At 47.5% G+C, this 16,115-nt stretch carries 17 protein-coding genes and 1 pseudogene; 8 read left to right on the top strand and 10 right to left on the bottom strand.

Going from position 1 to position 16,115, the window contains the following annotated elements; translation table 11 throughout:
• Positions 1-10: 10 nt before the first annotated feature.
• Together L2W36_RS24270 and L2W36_RS24265 are read right to left on the bottom strand one after the other, a co-directional pair.
• A complete protein-coding gene (locus L2W36_RS24270; protein WP_236111801.1) occupies positions 11-2,281 on the bottom strand; it encodes a hypothetical protein in 2,271 nt (756 codons plus the stop codon).
• Between the two features lie 17 nt (positions 2,282-2,298).
• Positions 2,299-3,426 (bottom strand): tyrosine-type recombinase/integrase, encoded by a 1,128-nt coding sequence (locus tag L2W36_RS24265; protein WP_236111800.1) that lies wholly within the window; start codon positions 3,424-3,426, stop codon positions 2,299-2,301.
• Positions 3,427-3,555: 129 nt separating this feature from the next.
• Between L2W36_RS24265 and L2W36_RS24260 the strand changes: the two are divergent.
• The 3 genes and pseudogenes from L2W36_RS24260 to rpmG all read left to right on the top strand — a co-directional run.
• Positions 3,556-3,714 (top strand): annotated as a pseudogene (locus tag L2W36_RS24260) (JAB domain-containing protein); the annotation flags it as partial.
• 299 nt (positions 3,715-4,013) lie between these two features.
• Positions 4,014-4,250 carry a 50S ribosomal protein L28 gene (gene rpmB / locus L2W36_RS24255; protein ID WP_004728407.1) on the top strand — a complete coding sequence of 79 codons (237 nt, stop codon included), beginning with the start codon at positions 4,014-4,016 and terminating at the stop codon, positions 4,248-4,250.
• A gap of 13 nt (positions 4,251-4,263) precedes the next feature.
• On the top strand, positions 4,264-4,431 hold the full coding sequence (gene rpmG / locus L2W36_RS24250; RefSeq protein WP_002535344.1) for a 50S ribosomal protein L33: 168 nt from the start codon (positions 4,264-4,266) through the stop codon (positions 4,429-4,431).
• Positions 4,432-4,531: 100 nt separating this feature from the next.
• On the opposite strand, the gene trmL is transcribed toward rpmG, so the two are convergent.
• The 4 genes from trmL to L2W36_RS24230 all read right to left on the bottom strand — a co-directional run bounded on the left by trmL (position 4,532) and on the right by L2W36_RS24230 (position 8,775).
• Complete coding sequence (gene trmL, locus L2W36_RS24245; protein WP_171390012.1) at positions 4,532-5,008, bottom strand: tRNA (uridine(34)/cytosine(34)/5-carboxymethylaminomethyluridine(34)-2'-O)-methyltransferase TrmL; 477 nt, start codon at positions 5,006-5,008, stop codon at positions 4,532-4,534.
• 471 nt (positions 5,009-5,479) lie between these two features.
• Positions 5,480-6,604, bottom strand: coding sequence for a M14 family metallopeptidase (locus L2W36_RS24240; RefSeq protein WP_236111799.1), 1,125 nt, complete (start codon positions 6,602-6,604; stop codon positions 5,480-5,482).
• 99 nt (positions 6,605-6,703) lie between these two features.
• Positions 6,704-8,089 (bottom strand): envelope stress sensor histidine kinase CpxA, encoded by a 1,386-nt coding sequence (gene cpxA / locus L2W36_RS24235; RefSeq protein ID WP_107307342.1) that lies wholly within the window; start codon positions 8,087-8,089, stop codon positions 6,704-6,706.
• A 2-nt stretch (positions 8,090-8,091) separates the two neighbouring features.
• On the bottom strand, positions 8,092-8,775 hold the full coding sequence (locus tag L2W36_RS24230) for a response regulator (protein ID WP_124940532.1): 684 nt from the start codon (positions 8,773-8,775) through the stop codon (positions 8,092-8,094).
• Between the two features lie 171 nt (positions 8,776-8,946).
• Here L2W36_RS24230 and L2W36_RS24225 point away from each other — a divergent pair, with 171 nt between their 5' ends.
• From L2W36_RS24225 to pfkA, 3 genes are all read left to right on the top strand, one after another.
• A complete protein-coding gene (locus tag L2W36_RS24225) occupies positions 8,947-9,468 on the top strand; it encodes a CpxP family protein (protein WP_107307343.1) in 522 nt (173 codons plus the stop codon).
• A gap of 218 nt (positions 9,469-9,686) precedes the next feature.
• Entirely contained in the window at positions 9,687-10,598 is a 912-nt protein-coding gene (fieF, locus tag L2W36_RS24220; protein ID WP_236111798.1) for a CDF family cation-efflux transporter FieF, read from the top strand.
• Positions 10,599-10,873: 275 nt separating this feature from the next.
• Positions 10,874-11,836 carry a 6-phosphofructokinase gene (gene pfkA / locus L2W36_RS24215; RefSeq protein WP_062461752.1) on the top strand — a complete coding sequence of 321 codons (963 nt, stop codon included), beginning with the start codon at positions 10,874-10,876 and terminating at the stop codon, positions 11,834-11,836.
• 120 nt (positions 11,837-11,956) lie between these two features.
• On the opposite strand, the gene tpiA is transcribed toward pfkA, so the two are convergent.
• A complete protein-coding gene (gene tpiA, locus L2W36_RS24210) occupies positions 11,957-12,730 on the bottom strand; it encodes a triose-phosphate isomerase (RefSeq protein WP_006075481.1) in 774 nt (257 codons plus the stop codon).
• Between the two features lie 253 nt (positions 12,731-12,983).
• Here tpiA and L2W36_RS24205 point away from each other — a divergent pair, with 253 nt between their 5' ends.
• Entirely contained in the window at positions 12,984-13,331 is a 348-nt protein-coding gene (locus tag L2W36_RS24205; protein WP_038223817.1) for a 5-carboxymethyl-2-hydroxymuconate Delta-isomerase, read from the top strand.
• A gap of 14 nt (positions 13,332-13,345) precedes the next feature.
• Positions 13,346-13,771, top strand: a complete 426-nt coding sequence (locus L2W36_RS24200; protein ID WP_038223344.1) for a DUF805 domain-containing protein — start codon at positions 13,346-13,348, stop codon at positions 13,769-13,771.
• 49 nt (positions 13,772-13,820) lie between these two features.
• Here L2W36_RS24200 and L2W36_RS24195 read toward each other — a convergent pair whose 3' ends face one another.
• The 3 genes from L2W36_RS24195 to glpX form a co-directional block, all read right to left on the bottom strand.
• Positions 13,821-14,150, bottom strand: coding sequence for a DUF3135 domain-containing protein (locus tag L2W36_RS24195; protein WP_107307345.1), 330 nt, complete (start codon positions 14,148-14,150; stop codon positions 13,821-13,823).
• Between the two features lie 132 nt (positions 14,151-14,282).
• On the bottom strand, positions 14,283-14,903 hold the full coding sequence (locus L2W36_RS24190; RefSeq protein WP_107307346.1) for a helix-turn-helix transcriptional regulator: 621 nt from the start codon (positions 14,901-14,903) through the stop codon (positions 14,283-14,285).
• A gap of 149 nt (positions 14,904-15,052) precedes the next feature.
• Positions 15,053-16,060 (bottom strand): class II fructose-bisphosphatase, encoded by a 1,008-nt coding sequence (gene glpX, locus L2W36_RS24185; protein ID WP_107307347.1) that lies wholly within the window; start codon positions 16,058-16,060, stop codon positions 15,053-15,055.
• Positions 16,061-16,115 lie beyond the last annotated feature (55 nt).

The following is a 16,115-nucleotide window of genomic DNA, read 5'->3' as shown; positions in this document are numbered from 1 at the left end:
TGCTCCTTGTTCAGCTCAGGGGTGGGAACGGGAACTGCATGTCTTTGGCCAGTCGTTTCCCGGCTTGCTGTAAGCCGTTATCCAGCCGGGTGAAGGTGTCGGTCAGGTGCAGGTACTGGGCCAGGTGACGCAGCGTGGTTTCGTCTCGGTCACTGGCCACCAATTCAGGCAAGGATGCTTCAAGATGCTGGATATACCCCCACATCATGGCGGCGGTCAGGTCAGTCTGCACAATCAGCAACTGGTCGCCGAGACCGATTTCACCGGTGATGGTCAGCTTGTCCTGCGCGCCGAGAGTGGCTAGCAGGTCCCGCTGGTTTGCGCGGGCAGTGTCGATGTCGCACAGTTTTTCCAGTTCGGTTAGGGAGACCGGGCGGGATTGTTCGTTCAGGTGCCTAGCCATCTGCTGCGCCAGTTCGATTTTGCCGTCACCCACCTTGCGGGCAAAGGCTTGTACCGGGGCCAGGATTTCGCTGACGCCTGCGCTTTTGAAACCATCCTTGTACACATTGCGTCCGGTACTTTTGTTGTGTCCCATGACCTCGTTTTCTATCTCGCTGTGGGTGTCGTTCCGGTTATTTTCCAGCTCCTGCTCGACTACTAGGCTTTGCCCTATCGGTCCGACGGGCAACGTAACCGTGGCGCTCGGGTTGGCGTGTATCTGAGCTACACGATTGGCTAGGATAGCGATAAACGCCTGTGCCTCCCGGGTATTGCCGGTTTCAGCAATGAAGGTGTCATGCCACACTGTCCCCCGCACGCTGAGCAGTTCGAGTGGTAGAAAGGTGGCGGTCAGAGCACGTGTCATATTCCCGCAAATCACGCCCTTAAACTGGTTTGTCGAGCCATACACATACCGATTATCCGTGTTCCACCCGGCCAGTGCCGCCTGTGCTTTCAGCGCCTGCAGCAGCCAGGTGTGATACACACCGAAGGGAGCTTCATGCTGGCGGTACATCTCGGTGTGAACGTCGGTGCTGAGAGGCTTGGCGCAGGGGTCGCTGGCGCGGCGCAGTTTGAGGGTTGAAATCTGCAATTCACGACGCTGAACCCACACCCCGTCGAACGTCAGCAATTTGATGCCGCTGGTTTGAGCACGCTCGGAGGCCAGCAACCACACCATTAGCAAGAGTTCCAGTTTGCTGTGCGCCAGCCAATCTTTGCCCCAGCAACAGGGTTTTGGAGCAACAACGCCGCGTCCCGCCGCTCCCAGCCAGGGCTTGAGCGGCGCCCAGTCGGTATCGTTTCGGCCATAACCCTTGGGTGCCGCGCGCAAACTGCCGTCTGGATTGACGCAGCGTGCTAGGAGGGTTTGTTGTACCTCTGGCGCTATTGGGTGCGCCTCACTATTCGCCTCCGGCATCAAGGTCGAGCGTAGCCGGGTAAAGCAGTAGCACTGCCATTCTGTCAGTAGCGGGTCGGCTTGGATCACCTGCCAGGCGACGTGAGCGACACGGGAATGACGTTCGCGGTTGTTTGGTCGTTCTGGGCGAGGCTCATACCTGTGCAAAAAATCACTTAGCCCGCTAAATGCCTGAGCAAATTGAACTGGCGTGCTGCCCTGAAGCTCATCCAGCGCATGCTGAATAGCAGGTTTGGCGACAAATGCCTCACGCTGTGCTTGCATGCGCTGCAGCAGCCAAATCACCCCATAGCGCAAACCATTTTTTAACTCATCATTGGTGAACTGGTCTGACGGGATACCCAGGTAGGCACCAAGTGGCGGTAACTTCTCGTGTTTAGGCTTTTTCGGCGTGTTGGCGTCTAGCATCTGCCAGGCGCTTTTGAGTGCCGCTGACCACTTTGACCGCTGAATGCCGAAGCGCTTCTCCAGCGCACCACGCAGCACTTTGCGGAGATCCGCCATGCGCCGCCATACGTTATGTTCGGTCTCGGTGGTTTTCAGGTGGTCAAGCCAGTCGCTGAAGCAGTGCGCAGGCAGCGGTACGTTTACGATGTTGCCATCTTCTTCCTCGGTCGTGATGGGATAATCATTTGTGTCAAGAAAGGCAAAAAACGCCCGCACCGCAGCGTTGAGCTGTCCTTTCTGGTGGATACCCACCCGCACCGCATACTTTGATTGGGTGAAGTAGTCCAGCAGAGTGTGGACAAGGGCGTCGTCGGCATAGCGCTCGGGCGAGGTCAATACGTCCACTCTGGCCTTGTTCTCCACTTCAATCACTACCTGGCGCTGATTCAGACGTCGGCAGGGCAGGTTACTCAACACCAGACGGCCGTCAGCGACCATATCAATCACGTCAGCGGTTGTGAAGAGCTTCATGCTGCCTCCTTGCCCTGCTAGCGCTGTGTGGCCTTGTACTTGGCCTTACTCATGTGCAATTCTTTGAGTACCTGGCTGCGGTTGTTTCGCAGCGCATCGAACTGAATATATAGCATGGTGGTATCGACATTTTTGTGACCCAGGCGTCGAGGAATCAGTATCCAGGCCTCACTCCCCCGGCCTTCGTCGTTCAAATCCTGAACCAGATTGGTACCAAAGCTCTTGCGCAACCGGTGATACCCTTGCTTGTGTACGCGTTTCAGCTTGGCCTTGCGGCACGCTTTTGCGAATACGGTGCTGGCGTGCTTCGGGTCCTGCATCGGCTGGCCCTGACGGGTGCAAATCAGCGATCCGCGCCCTTGGTTGATGCCGTTGCGGTGCTTGGTCAGGTAATCCCAGATGAATTCACATAGTTTTGGGGTAATGAGCAGGTCGCGGTTGCTGGCACCCTTACCAGTGATCCTTACTGTGGCAGCCGCCCACAGGCCGTCATTTTCTTCCCGTGCCTTGGCAATCGCATTGTGCACTTCAACCGTGTTGAGATCGTGAACCTCATGCGCCCGGGTGCCGCACTCGTAACCCAAGCGCAGACAAAGTCGGTCACGCAGGCGGATAAATTCATCGGCGGAGTTCACTGCTGGTAACAGCGTGTCGTGAAACTCGGTTTTATCGATATACAACGAGTGGAAGCTGTGTTGATAGGAATGGTGGGCGCTTTTGTCCACAGGGTCTTTTGTGTACAGGTGCTCGTAGGCCCACTCAAAATCGGGCACCGCGTCGAGGTAACCCTTTTCCTCCTGCCACTGGTAAAACTGTTTCAGCGTGGCAATGTGGCGTTGCATGGTGGTTTTTTTGTAACCCCGGCCCTGAAACAGCTCACCGTGCAGGTAACCGGTCATTTCAGGTTGGCCAATAGCCGACCATCCGCCTAATGGCTTGGCCATGCGGACAAAGGAAAGCAGGTCGTCGGCATAACCCCTGGCCGTATTGGGCGGACTGACTTTGGCAATAGCCGTTAGCCACAGGTTTTCGTGGAATAACATCTGCCCATCGTTGTCGAGTAACACATACACATCACAAAACTGCGGTTGGTTGGTGATCGGGCTAACTGCATACTGACAATCTGGAACTTTCACCTTGCGCATTAATACCCCTAATAATATCGGGTGGGTGCTTATGTTGAAAGTGTAGTCTAAAAAACGTTTCCTATACTTAAGCTCCTACCACAGCCTCGATTGTCAACAATAATGAAGTTATTTGACCAGTTCCCGATAAATAATCATCCTTCGGGAGTGGCAGAGCCCAGCCAAGCCGATAGGCGTATCACTAGACGGTTATCTGATGCACTCGGTTTAGTCGATATTCGAGTTTTGGACCATTTCGTTGTTGGAGATGGGGAAGTCGTCTCTTTTGCAGAAAGAGGCTGGATTTAGCGGCCTAAATAGAAGAAAGTACATTTTATTGTAATAACTGTGATACAGAGCTTTTGTTTTGGTGATTTTCTGCTATGATTCGCGCACTAAATTATCAACCAACATCAGCTCAAAGTGAAAAAGATCAGCAAATCCTTAAAAAAGGATCTGTTCGGGTCTTGAGCAATGCATGTCAAGTTAGTATAATGCGCGACCTTTGATAGCCTTGTATGGGTACTCCATAATGGTTATGGCCTCTTATAATTGAGGTTCGGCCACCAAGGTTGATATCGAGCTGAAACGATTTGGAGAAGACATTCATGTCCCGAGTATGCCAAGTAACTGGTAAGCGTCCTGTAACGGGTAACAACCGTTCACACGCACGAAATGCTACCAAGCGTCGTTTTCTGCCGAACCTACAAACTCATCGTTTCTGGGTAGAAAGCGAAAAACGCTTTGTTAAACTACGTCTGACCGCTAAGGGTATGCGTATTATTGATAAGAAAGGCATCGATGCTGTTCTTGTTGATATCCGTGCTCGTGGCGAGAACGTATAAGAGGAATTAAGCAATGGCTAAAGGCATTCGTGAGAAAATTCGTCTAGTATCATCTGCTGGTACTGGTCACTTCTACACAACTGACAAGAACAAGCGTAACATGCCAGGCAAATTTGAGATCAAAAAGTTTGATCCAGTTGTTCGCCAACACGTTATGTACAAAGAAGCTAAAATCAAGTAATTGATAGGTTTCTTCTTGTTATGTATTGAAAACCCAGCCTAGTGCTGGGTTTTTTATTGCCTGAATTTCAGGCTCGGTTAACGCTCTCGCTAAAAAGGGCTTAAACCGCCCCTTCAAAACCAAACTGTCGCCACGCTTCATAGGCAATAATCGCCACCGCATTGGATAGGTTTAAACTGCGCGCATCTGGCATCATCGGAATGCGAATGCGTTGCTCCATTGGTAGACTTTCAATCACTTCTGCGGGCAGGCCGCGGGTCTCTGGTCCGAATAGCAATACATCACCTTGCTGGTACTTCGCATCCGTGTGATGGCCGGTGGTTTTTGTGGTGCAAGCAAACAAGCGGTAGCTCGGATTGTTCTCTTCAAGGTAAGCGATAAAGGCGGCGTAGTCTTTATGACGTTTGACGCGAGCCAGATCATGATAGTCGAGACCGGCGCGACGCACTTTCTTCTCTTCTAAATCAAAACCAAGTGGCTCAATTAGGTGTAGGTTTGCGCCACAGTTGGCACAAAGTCGGATGATGTTTCCGGTATTAGGAGCAATTTCTGGCTCGTAAAGGGCGATATCAAACATATTGGCTGTCGACTCATACTAAACAATGAGATGAGTATACCTGAAGAGTAAAAAGAACGGCATCCTTCAAGCTTATCGTTATCCTGAAAACTATCGTCATCCCCGTGTAGGCGGGGAGCTCCCCAAAGTGCACACCAAGCCTCATGTAGATTCCTGTCTACACAGGAATGACGACGTTGTAGAGTACGTCGTAGCTAAAATTGTCGTCATCCCCGCGAAGGCGGGGAGCTACCCATAGCGCGCATCAAGCCTCAAGTAGATTCCTGTCTACACAGGAATGACGACGTTGTAGAGTACGTCGTAGTTAAAATTGTCGTCATCCCCGCGAAGGCGGGGAACTACCCATAGCGCGCATCAAGCCTCAAGTAGATTCCTGTCTATACAGGAATGACTATGTTATAGAGTATGTCGTAACCCCAATTATCGTCGCCTCTGCGCAGGCAGAAGTGACGAGATACTCTAACTGCGAGATTAAAGCTTATCCGTCACAGCTAGCGTTGCCGCTACCATGTCATGACCAAACTTAATACTGCGCTCAGGTGACCAACCGTAGAAAGGATCGGGATAGTTATTGTTATCCTTAAATGGCATTTCAATGGTGTAAGACAAGCACTTAAATTGCTCTGCAACCCAATTAGAGCCAACCGTTAGGTTAGCCTTACCCGGTTCATCCTTATCATAGCCATAGTCGTCTTGGAACTCAGGTGTGATAGTCAGTAGCGCCTGTTTGAACGCCGATTCCAGTGATGCTAAGCGCTCATCATAAGATGGGATCCCTTCAGAGCCAGCAGCAAAGTTGTATGGAATTGCTTCGTCACCGTGAATATCAAGGAACATATCCACACCGGTTTGCAGCATACGTTCACGTACTAGATAGACTTCAGGACTCTGTTCCATAGAAGGCGTTTGCCATTCACGGTTAAGGTTCACGCCCACTGCATTGGTTCTAAGGTGGCCGCGAATGCTGCCATCAGGGTTCATATTTGGTACCACATACACAACGGCTTGCTCAAGTAAGGCTTGAGCGGCGGTGTCGCTGTCATCAACAAGACGCTGAATTAGACCTTCAATAAACCATTCCGCCATAGACTCACCTGGATGCTGGCGTGCAATGATCCAAATGTTCTTCTTACCTTCTTCTGGCTCACCAAACGTTAGCAACGACATATCGTTACCATCAAGAGTATGGCCTAGAGTTTCAAGGGTACAGTGGTGTTCGTTTTGAGCCATGTGTAATAAATCGAGATGGCGATCGTAGCTGTAGGGAGCAAAGTAAGCGAAGTACATTGAACTTCTCTCTGGAAGGAAGCTACAGCTCAAGGTGTCACCGTCAAAGTCACAAGGAATACGGAACCACTCCTCACGATCGTAGGACGCGACAATATCGTATCCCTTCCAGCCCTCTGGATAGGCTGACTTAGCTAAGTCTATGATCTTAATGGTATGTGCTAGCTCAGGTGTTGACTCCAAGCGAAAGTGAAACCACTGATAAAATTCTGACTGATTGTCGTTGACGATTTTAAGTTGGATATCATCTTTGTCATCGGCTTTGACGACTTGGATATTGCCACTTTCAAAGTTGCTGAAGATTTTCATCGGCTGAGTTCTCTTTATTCTGTGTATTGAGCAAGACGTCGAGGCTACCACATACCGTGCCTATTTGAGTATAAATACAATGTCAGTTTCGTGCCGACTTTATAGCGGGAGCTCGACATGCATCTTTAAACCACCTAAATGGCTTCGCGATGCTGTTATCTGACCACTATGCTGCAAGATTGCGCTCTGTGTTATAGCAAGTCCCAAACCCGTGCCTCCGGAGTCTCTATCGCGAGCCGTTGATACTCGGTAGAACGGACGGAAAATATCTTGTAGCTCGTCATCTGGTACGCCTGGACCGTCATCCTCCACAGTAATCAGCAATGTCTCTTTATGAGTAGACAGGGTGATATCAATGGTGGTTGTGCCGTAGCGAATGGCATTTCTTACAATGTTCTCAATAGCGCTCATGAGCAGTTTTGGGTTACCAGTGACTGTGACGTCTGGGATAGTGGTAAAGCGTAAGGTCTTGCCTACTTGCTCTGCTTCAAACTCAGCATCGCTGAAGATCTCCTCCCATAAGCTGCTAGCTGGTTGTGACTCGCGTGTGACATGGCTGTCAGTATTCATGCGTGACAGTTCTAAAAGCTCGCCAATCATCTGTTCTAATCGTTGAGCTTCAGTATCAATACGCAACAGTTCTTGGCTTTCACCTTGCTTACGAGTTGCGAGTGCCGTTGCCATTCTCAAGCGAGTGAGTGGCGAGCGTAGTTCATGAGAAATATCGGACAATAAACGCTGCTGTCCAGAGATCATTTGATTCACGGCCATTACCATTTGGTTAAAGCTGCTGCCTGCTTGCTTGAACTCGGATGTGCCTTTTTCCAACTCAGGATCCTGCTTGAACTCACCATTTGCTACTCGCTTCGCTGCACGCTCTAATCTTCTCGCGGGTTGGCTTAGTGCCCATGCGAGCCACAAGAGTAGTGGGGTACTGACCGCCATTACGGCAAATAGCAGTTGGAATGGCTTATCAAACATTCGCAGCAAGAACGGTGGCGGCTCTGTCCAACGTAAGCCGATATACAGATAAAAATCTTGTTTGGCTAGTTTAATCGGAACGGGACCTGCGAGCATGTAGCGGCCATACAGTTTCTGCATTGGTGTATCGAATGAGTCAACAGAGGTGATAAAATTCTTGAGGATTTTGGTCTTAAAATCCGGGTGTTTCTGTGTGCTGAGAATGTTACCTTCTTTATCAACGATAAACATACTTGGGCTACGTGGCTTACGGTTACCCATATGTTTAGGTTCAGGTTTATCAAGCTGATAGATAATACGCCCAAGGTTGGTTTGTCCTTCAAAACGTTTTTCTACTTTATCTCTTAAGGACAATAACTGTTGTAGTGGCTCTCCGGAAATCTCTTTAGTGACGCGCGGATCAAGGTGCGGTAAAGCAAGCACCGCAATGAGGACCAATAACATGGTAAACCAGAATATGGCAAAGATACGGCCATAAAGGCTGGTTATCTTGGGCAGTTTCATCATTATTCCTTAACCAACAAATATCCGCGTCCACGCAGTGTTTTGATACGTGGTTTGCCATCGGCTTTTTCTGGGAGTTTTTTACGTAAATTCGAGACATGCATATCGACGGCGCGATCGAAAGCAGACAACCTTTTCCCTAGCACATCAAGACTGAGAGACTCTTTGGTTAAGGTCTCCCCTGGTTTTTGTACGAAATAGTGTAACAGTGCAAACTCTGTAGTAGTTAAGTCCAGTAACTGCCCTTGGCAGTGAGCTTCTTGTTTGCCTGGGAAAACTTGAATGTCGTCGAACGAAAGGCAATCAGCAGTGGCTGATTCTGGCTTAGATTGAGTGCGGCGAAGAATCGCTTTAATGCGAGCGAGCAGTTCTCGATCACTAAACGGTTTCGGTAAGTAGTCATCGGCGCCAAGCTCTAGACCGATAACACGATCTATTTCCTCACCTTTAGCCGTCAGCATCAAAACAGGGGTTTCCCACTTTTCGCGTAGTTTCTTTAGGGTATCCATACCATTGAGCCGTGGCATCATGACATCCATCAATACCAGATCGATATCCTGATGCATTGCTTCTAATCCGGCGATTCCGTCATTAGCCTCAGAGATCTCAAATCCTTCAAAGCTCAAGATGTCTTTAAGTAAGCTGGTTAGCTCGGTATCGTCATCAATGATAAGTATGTGTGCCATAAACTACCTCTATCTTGTCCTGTGCCTTGTAATAATAAAGCGTTAAATATCAGAAAAAGCGATCTTTACGATTCTTTACGCTCACTGTACGTTACTTTACTCACCAGACCCTATTCTATACTCAAGCGCTGCAGAGGCAGCCATGGTATGAATCACATAAGGGTAAAGATTATGAAATTTTCAAAAAAACTGGTTATCGCTGCAACGGTTCTTCCACTAGCATTAGGTTCAGCAAGCGCATTGGCATACGGTGGTGGCAAAGGTGGTCATCATGGTAAAGGCGGTGAAGGGATGTGCGGTGGCTTCGATGGTAAGCGTATGTTCCGTGAACTTGACTTGACGGATGCTCAGAAAGAGCAAATGAAAGAACTTCGTCAGGCAAACAAAGAAGCCATGAAAGCGAAATTCTCGGGTGACTTTGCTGCTAAGAAAGCAGAAATGCAAGCTCGCCAACAAAAGATGCAAGATCTAGTACTTGCTGACAACTTTGATGCGGATGCAGCGAACGCTCTGGCTTCAGAAATGGTACAGCAACAAACAGAGCGTCGTGTTCAAATGCTTGAGAAGCAACATGAAATGCTTAATATTCTAACGCCAGAGCAAAAAGTGAAGTTCAAAGAGCTTCAGCAAGAGCGAATGGAAAAGTGTTTCTCTAAAATGGAGTCTCGTGCGGAGAAGCGTGCTGCTCAGTAATTATAACGAAATCTTGGCTCGATAATATATAGCCCCTCTGAGCTTCCTAGTCAGAGGGGCTTTTGTTTATACGATGCACTAAAGAATTCTGTCTTCAGAGCCCTGTCCGAATATTTGTCACCATTTGGTGTGACATCCAGCACGCTTTTTCTATTTTTGTCATCATTTATCAGTATACTTATACCGTGTTAGCAACAAGACAGGGAACGAGTGCAAGCATGACAAAGGGCAACTACGCTAAGTTGGTGACTACCGCAGCATGGGCTGCTACCACGATCGCGACTATCCTTCTTATTACCAAAGTGGTTACATGGTGGATAACAGGTTCTGTTAGTCTGCTAGCGTCAGTGATCGACTCACTGCTAGATATTGCAGCATCAGTGGTTAACTTGCTGGTGGTGCGTTACTCACTGCAACCTGCTGACAAAGAACATACTTTTGGGCATGGTAAGGCGGAGTCGTTAGCTGCTCTAGCACAAGCTATGTTCATTTCTGGCTCCGCTTGCTTTCTTATCTTAAACGGTGTTGAACGATTCTTTAGACCTCATGAATTGAATTCGCCTGAGCTTGGCATCTATGTCAGCTTTTTTGCGCTAGTGGTCACCTCTGGTCTAGTTGCATTTCAGAAATACGTGGTGCGCGAAACAGGCAGTCAGGCGATAGCGGCGGACTCGTTACACTATCAAACTGACTTGTATATGAACGCCGCTATTATGATCGCGCTCGCCTTGAGTTGGTATGGCATAGGTCAAGCAGACTCAGTATTTGCCATCGGCATTGGTATCTTCATACTGGTAAGCGCCGTTAAGATGGCTTATGAAGCAATACAGTCATTGCTTGATAGGCAGCTTCCCGAAGAGGAACTCGTCAGAATTCGAGAAGTGTGTAACGAGGTTGAAGGTGTCATCGGCGTCCACCAACTGCGAACACGAATGTCTGGGCCAGTGCGTTTTATTCAACTGCATTTAGAGTTAGATGATAACTTGCGCCTGATCGACGCTCATAGAATTGCCGATTGTGCAGAGGAGCGATTGATGCTGGAGTTTCCTGAAGCGGATGTCATTATCCATCAAGATCCATACTCTGTTGTACTGTCGGAAGAAAAACAGCAAAAAGAGCAGGGCTGGTAACCAATACGTAAACAAAAGTGACTGTGAAAGCATTGAGAATGGCAACTTCAAAATCGATTGTCTATTATCAAGGCTCATGATAAAAAAGTGCGATTCTGATGTGAATCAACACAATAGTTCTTATAAACTGTAATACTCTTACATAAGTAATAAAGTTACGTCGGTGATGTTTTGGGGAACACATCGAAAAATCGTAGCAATAACAACAAATTCCGTGTGTCGCTACTAGGCGGTACACTCAAAATTGAAATTAGATTGCCAAATCGAGGGTGAGCATGATTAAGAAAATCGGTGTTTTGACAAGTGGTGGTGATGCACCAGGTATGAATGCTGCGGTACGTGGCGTAGTTCGTACGGCTTTGTCAGCGGATTTAGAAGTATACGGCGTATACGACGGTTACCTAGGTCTGTATGAAGACCGCATCCAAAAACTGGATCGTTCAAGCGTTTCTGACGTTATCAACCGTGGTGGTACTTTCTTAGGTTCTGCACGCTTCCCAGAGTTTAAAGAAGTGGAAGTCCGCGAAAAAGCGATTGAAAACCTTAAGAAACACGGTATCGATGCTCTAGTAGTTATCGGTGGTGACGGTTCGTACATGGGTGCGAAGAAGCTGACTGAAATGGGTTACCCATGTATTGGTCTACCAGGCACTATCGATAACGATATCGCAGGTACTGACTACACAATTGGCTACCTAACAGCACTGAACACTGTTATTGATGCGATTGACCGTCTACGTGACACGTCTTCATCTCACCAACGCATCTCAATCGTTGAAATCATGGGTCGCCACTGCGGAGACTTAACTCTTATGTCTGCGATTGCTGGTGGTTGTGAGTACATCATCACTCCAGAAACTGGCTTGAACAAAGATCAGCTTATCAACAATATCCAAGACGGTATTGCGAAAGGTAAGAAGCACGCTATCATCGCGCTGACTGAGCTTATGATGGATGCTAACGAGTTGGCTAAAGAGATTGAGACTGCAACTGGTCGTGAAACTCGTGCAACGGTTCTAGGTCACATCCAACGTGGTGGTCGTCCAACTGCGTTTGACCGCGTACTAGCGTCTCGCATGGGTAACTATGCAGTACACCTTCTAATGGAAGGTCATGGTGGTCGTTGTGTGGGTATCCAGAAAGAGCAATTGGTACACCATGACATCATTGATGCGATCGAGAACATGAAGCGTCCAGTTCGCGATGACCTATTCAAGGTTGCAGAAGAGTTGTTCTAACTGACAGCGATTCTAAAGATAAAAACCGCGGCTTAAGTCGCGGTTTTTATTTGCCTCAATAAAATGAAGGCATAAAAAACAGGCTCGAATGAGCCTGTTTTTCAGTAATGCGATAAGCGATTACTTAGCTTTTGCTGCTGCCGCTGCTTTAGCGATTGCTGCGAAGCTCTTAGCATCTAGAGATGCACCACCAACTAGAGCACCGTCGATGTCTGGTTGTGAGAAGTATGCTTCAGCGTTCTCTGGCTTAACAGAACCACCGTATTGAATGATTACTTGCTCAGCAACTGCAGCGTCTTTTTCTGCGATTAGAGCGCGGATAGAAGCGTGGATGCGTTGCGCATCTTCAGCTGTTGCTGCTTTACCAGTACCGATAGCCCAGATTGGCTCGTATGCGATGATAGCGTCGTTTAGCGCTTCAACACCGTATGCGTCGATTACTGCGTTGATTTGACGTGCACAAACTGCTTCAGTTTCGCCCGCTTCGTTTTGAGCTTCAGATTCACCGATACAGAAAACTGGCTTCAGGCCGTTTTCTTTTAGGAAAGCAAATTTCTTAGCGATGAACTCGTCAGATTCGTTGTGGTATTCACGACGCTCTGAGTGACCAATGATGATGTGAGAAGCACCAAAGTCTTTAAGCATTTCTGGAGACATGTCGCCAGTGAATGCACCGCTGTTGTTTAGGTCTGTGTTTTGTGCACCAAGAATGATCTTGTTGCCGCCTTCAGCGATTACGCGCTCTGCTAGGTCGATGTATAGTGCAGGTGGAGCTACCGCCACGTCTACACCAGTTACGCCTTCAAGTTCAGCGTTTAGGCCAGTTAGCAGCTCAGTTACCATTGCTTTGCTGCCGTTGAGTTTCCAGTTACCCATAACTACAGGTTGACGCATGAGATTTTCTCCAAAATCAGTGTTTGTAAAAAACGAATGTAAAAAATAAACGTGATTACGAAAGAATATAACAGATTAATTCATGTAGATCATGATTGGGGTCATTTCTTTATCGCTTTGACGTTTTATCCTAGTAAGCAAGCCCAGAAGCTCACCTCAGTGATCCAGTAAACAGAATAATAGAATACTTCTCGGAATTTTCCTTATAGCTTGTTATACCTTGTCGCTTGATGGTTAAAAATAGGGATGTACCATGCCAAACCTTGTACTAGAGTACTCAAATACAGCGGACGAAAGACTGAATGTTCAGGGGTTGCTGGAAGACTTACACAGAGTCACGCTAAACTGTGGATTATTCGAGAAAGATTCTGTGAAATCACGCTCTTTACGTAGCCACAATTGGTTGATTGGTGAGTATGGAGACAGTGAAGATTTTGTTCATATTAGCTTTGAACTTTTGTCAGGTCGCACTGAGGAACAGAAAAGAGAGCTTTCGAGAAAGTTAATGGAAGTACTTCGAGAGCAGGCGGGACATATCAAGAGCTTGACGGTCAATGTTCGTGATATGGATAAAAGCTGCTTTCAAAAAATTACCAATTAAAAAGAGATTATGTGATGTCGTTTAAATCGTTACTGTTTTCGTTTCAAGGTCGTGTGGGACGCAAAACATTCTGGATGTGGAATGTCTGTTATTACCTTGCCATTATGATTTTTGCTCAAGGTATGAACGTACTGTTCCCAGCATTGGTACATATTTTGTTGCCAATCTTCTTGCTCATTATCTTGATTCCAGATTTAGCGATTACGGCAAAGCGTTGGCATGACCGTAATAAATCGAGTTGGTGGCTATTGCTGAATATCCCATTGGTCTTTGGTCGAATGAGCCTGCCGACATTGGATCCAGCAACCGCAGCTCAGCCGTCCATGGTACAAAGTCTTATCTCCTTTGCTGCGTTGGCTTGTGGTTTGTGGATACTAGTTGAATGTGGCTTTATGAAAGGCACTGAAGGCGAAAACCAGTATGGGCGAGAGCCTCAATAAAATTGACGAACAATCAAAAAGGGAAGCATGGCTTCCCTTTTTTGTTGGTTTAGCGCCATTCTTCAGGCTTAGAGAAAGGCAAAATATCGGCGCTTTTGTTGCTCTCTGACGCTTCTCCATTTAAGGCTTGCGAGAATTTAACGATTTGACGATGCAATTCCTGACGTAATAATACATTGGCGTGAATGGGGTTTTTGGCGCGCTGTAAAACCCGTTCAATGTGAGATTGTTGAGCGTGCAGTCGCGGCTGCATCTCATCAGAACAGGTAGAGATAAACTGCTGGGACAAGTCGTGGCGCAGTCGACTCAACTTCTCGGGGTTCTCCTTGGCCATTGCGGCTAGTTCATCGAATGACGGCAGAGTAATAGGCGTTACCATGTACGTTCCTCACCAAAAGAATCTCCATGCATATAATCAGCGTAGGAGTTAATGAGAAAAGACAAAATAAAACTGTAAATAGTCTCAGGAGTGAGACGAGCTAGCAGCGTTGCTATGAGCTGTTTATTGAAGTTAGCTTCTGTTGCTAAAGATATATACGCAGCGACGAGCACCTTGAACAATATGTTCGTCTCGTTGAACCGAAATATCGTTACCAACGAGGGCTTGAAAGACATTCAGCTCAGACTGACACAGAGTTTCACAGCGTTGTGCGGCTTTACAGATTGGGCAGTGATTTTCAATTAAGACAAAGCCATCTTCAATCTGTTGAAATTCAGCCATATACCCATCCTTATCGCGCAGTTCAGTGAGTTTCTCTACTTTACTTTGTAGGTCGGGAAGGCTGTCAAAATGAGGACGATAAGTCGCGAGGGTGTTTGTTTCGCGCTCTTTGGATACTTTATTGAGTCCTTCAGCACCAAACACTTGTTCAATTGCATCAATAAACTGAACCGTTAAATCACTGTGGCGATCGGAAAACTGGGCATGCCCTTTGGCAGTGAGTGACCAATGTCGATTCGGTCGACCTACTTTAACTTTAACATCTTCAAAACGTAGAAATCCTTCCTCTTCTAGGCCCTGCAAATGTTGCCTAGCGCCCATCGTGGTGATGTTTAAACGTGAAGCAATCTGTTTAGCGGTGACCGCTCCTTCTCGTTTTATGATGTCAATAATCTGGTCAGTGGCTTTCATTAGTGCGTCCGTTTCTCTTAAATCAGCCTATGGATAACGATAGTTGGGGTATTATGGCGAATAAGGTTAATAAAGCAAATTATTTACTATCTTCATAATAGATGAAAAAAACGCTGGCTACAGCCAGCGCTTTATCTCAATAATGGCGACTATAAGATGATATCGCGAATCTCTGGGTCTTTACGCTCTAAATAGTGCGTTGATTTAATACGGCGAATCGTGCGGCAGCGGCCACGAATAAGCAGTGTTTCACTGGTCGCGATATTACCTTGACGCGTGATACCTTCAAGCAGGTCACCTTTAGTAATGCCCGTTGCCGAGAACACCACATTGTCACTACGCGCCATGTCTTCCATGCGAAGCACAATGTTCGCTTTGACACCCATTTGTGCGCAGCGCTCCAGTTCAAGTTCACCCGCTTTACGGTTTTCTTCGTTATCGCCTTTCACTTCATGACGTGGAAGTAAGCGACCATGCATGTCACCATCTAGCGCACGAATAACAGCGGCAGAAACCACGCCTTCTGGTGCGCCACCAATGCAATACATGACATCCACTTCACTATCTGGCATGCAAGTTAGGATAGACGCGGCTACATCACCATCTGGCACAGCAAAAACACGCACGCCCATGGCTTGCATTTCAGCGATAATCTCATCATGACGTGGTTTTGCCAGTGTCGTAACCACAAGCGTATCAAGAGATTTGCCTAAGGCCGCTGCAATGTTGGTTAAGTTTTCAGAAAGTGGTTTCTCTAGGTCGATAACCCCTTTAGCGCCCGGGCCCACTACCAACTTTTCCATGTACATATCAGGTGCTTTCAAGAAGCTGCCTTTTTCACCAGCGGCTAGAACAGCAAGTGCATTCGACTGGCCCATTGCTGTCATGCGAGTACCTTCAATAGGGTCAACCGCGATATCAACAGCGTCACCACCAATACCAACTTGCTCACCGATATACAGCATAGGTGCATCATCAATCTCACCTTCACCAATAACGATTTCACCTTCGATATCGGTTTTGTTCAGTAGGCTGCGCATGACTTCTACTGCGGCACCATCCGCAGCATTCTTGTCGCCACGTCCAAGCCATTTATAACCTGCTAGGGCGGCACCTTCGGTAACTCGTGAAAAAGCCATTGCTAAATCGCGCTTCATACTGACTCCAATTAAATGAAAAATGACAAAAGGATTTATGGCGCGAATTCTAGCA

This window comes from Vibrio sp. McD22-P3 (assembly GCF_021568915.1).
GTDB classification, from domain to species: Bacteria; Pseudomonadota; Gammaproteobacteria; order Enterobacterales; family Vibrionaceae; genus Vibrio; species Vibrio mediterranei.
This window is presented reverse-complemented; position numbering and strand designations above follow the sequence as displayed.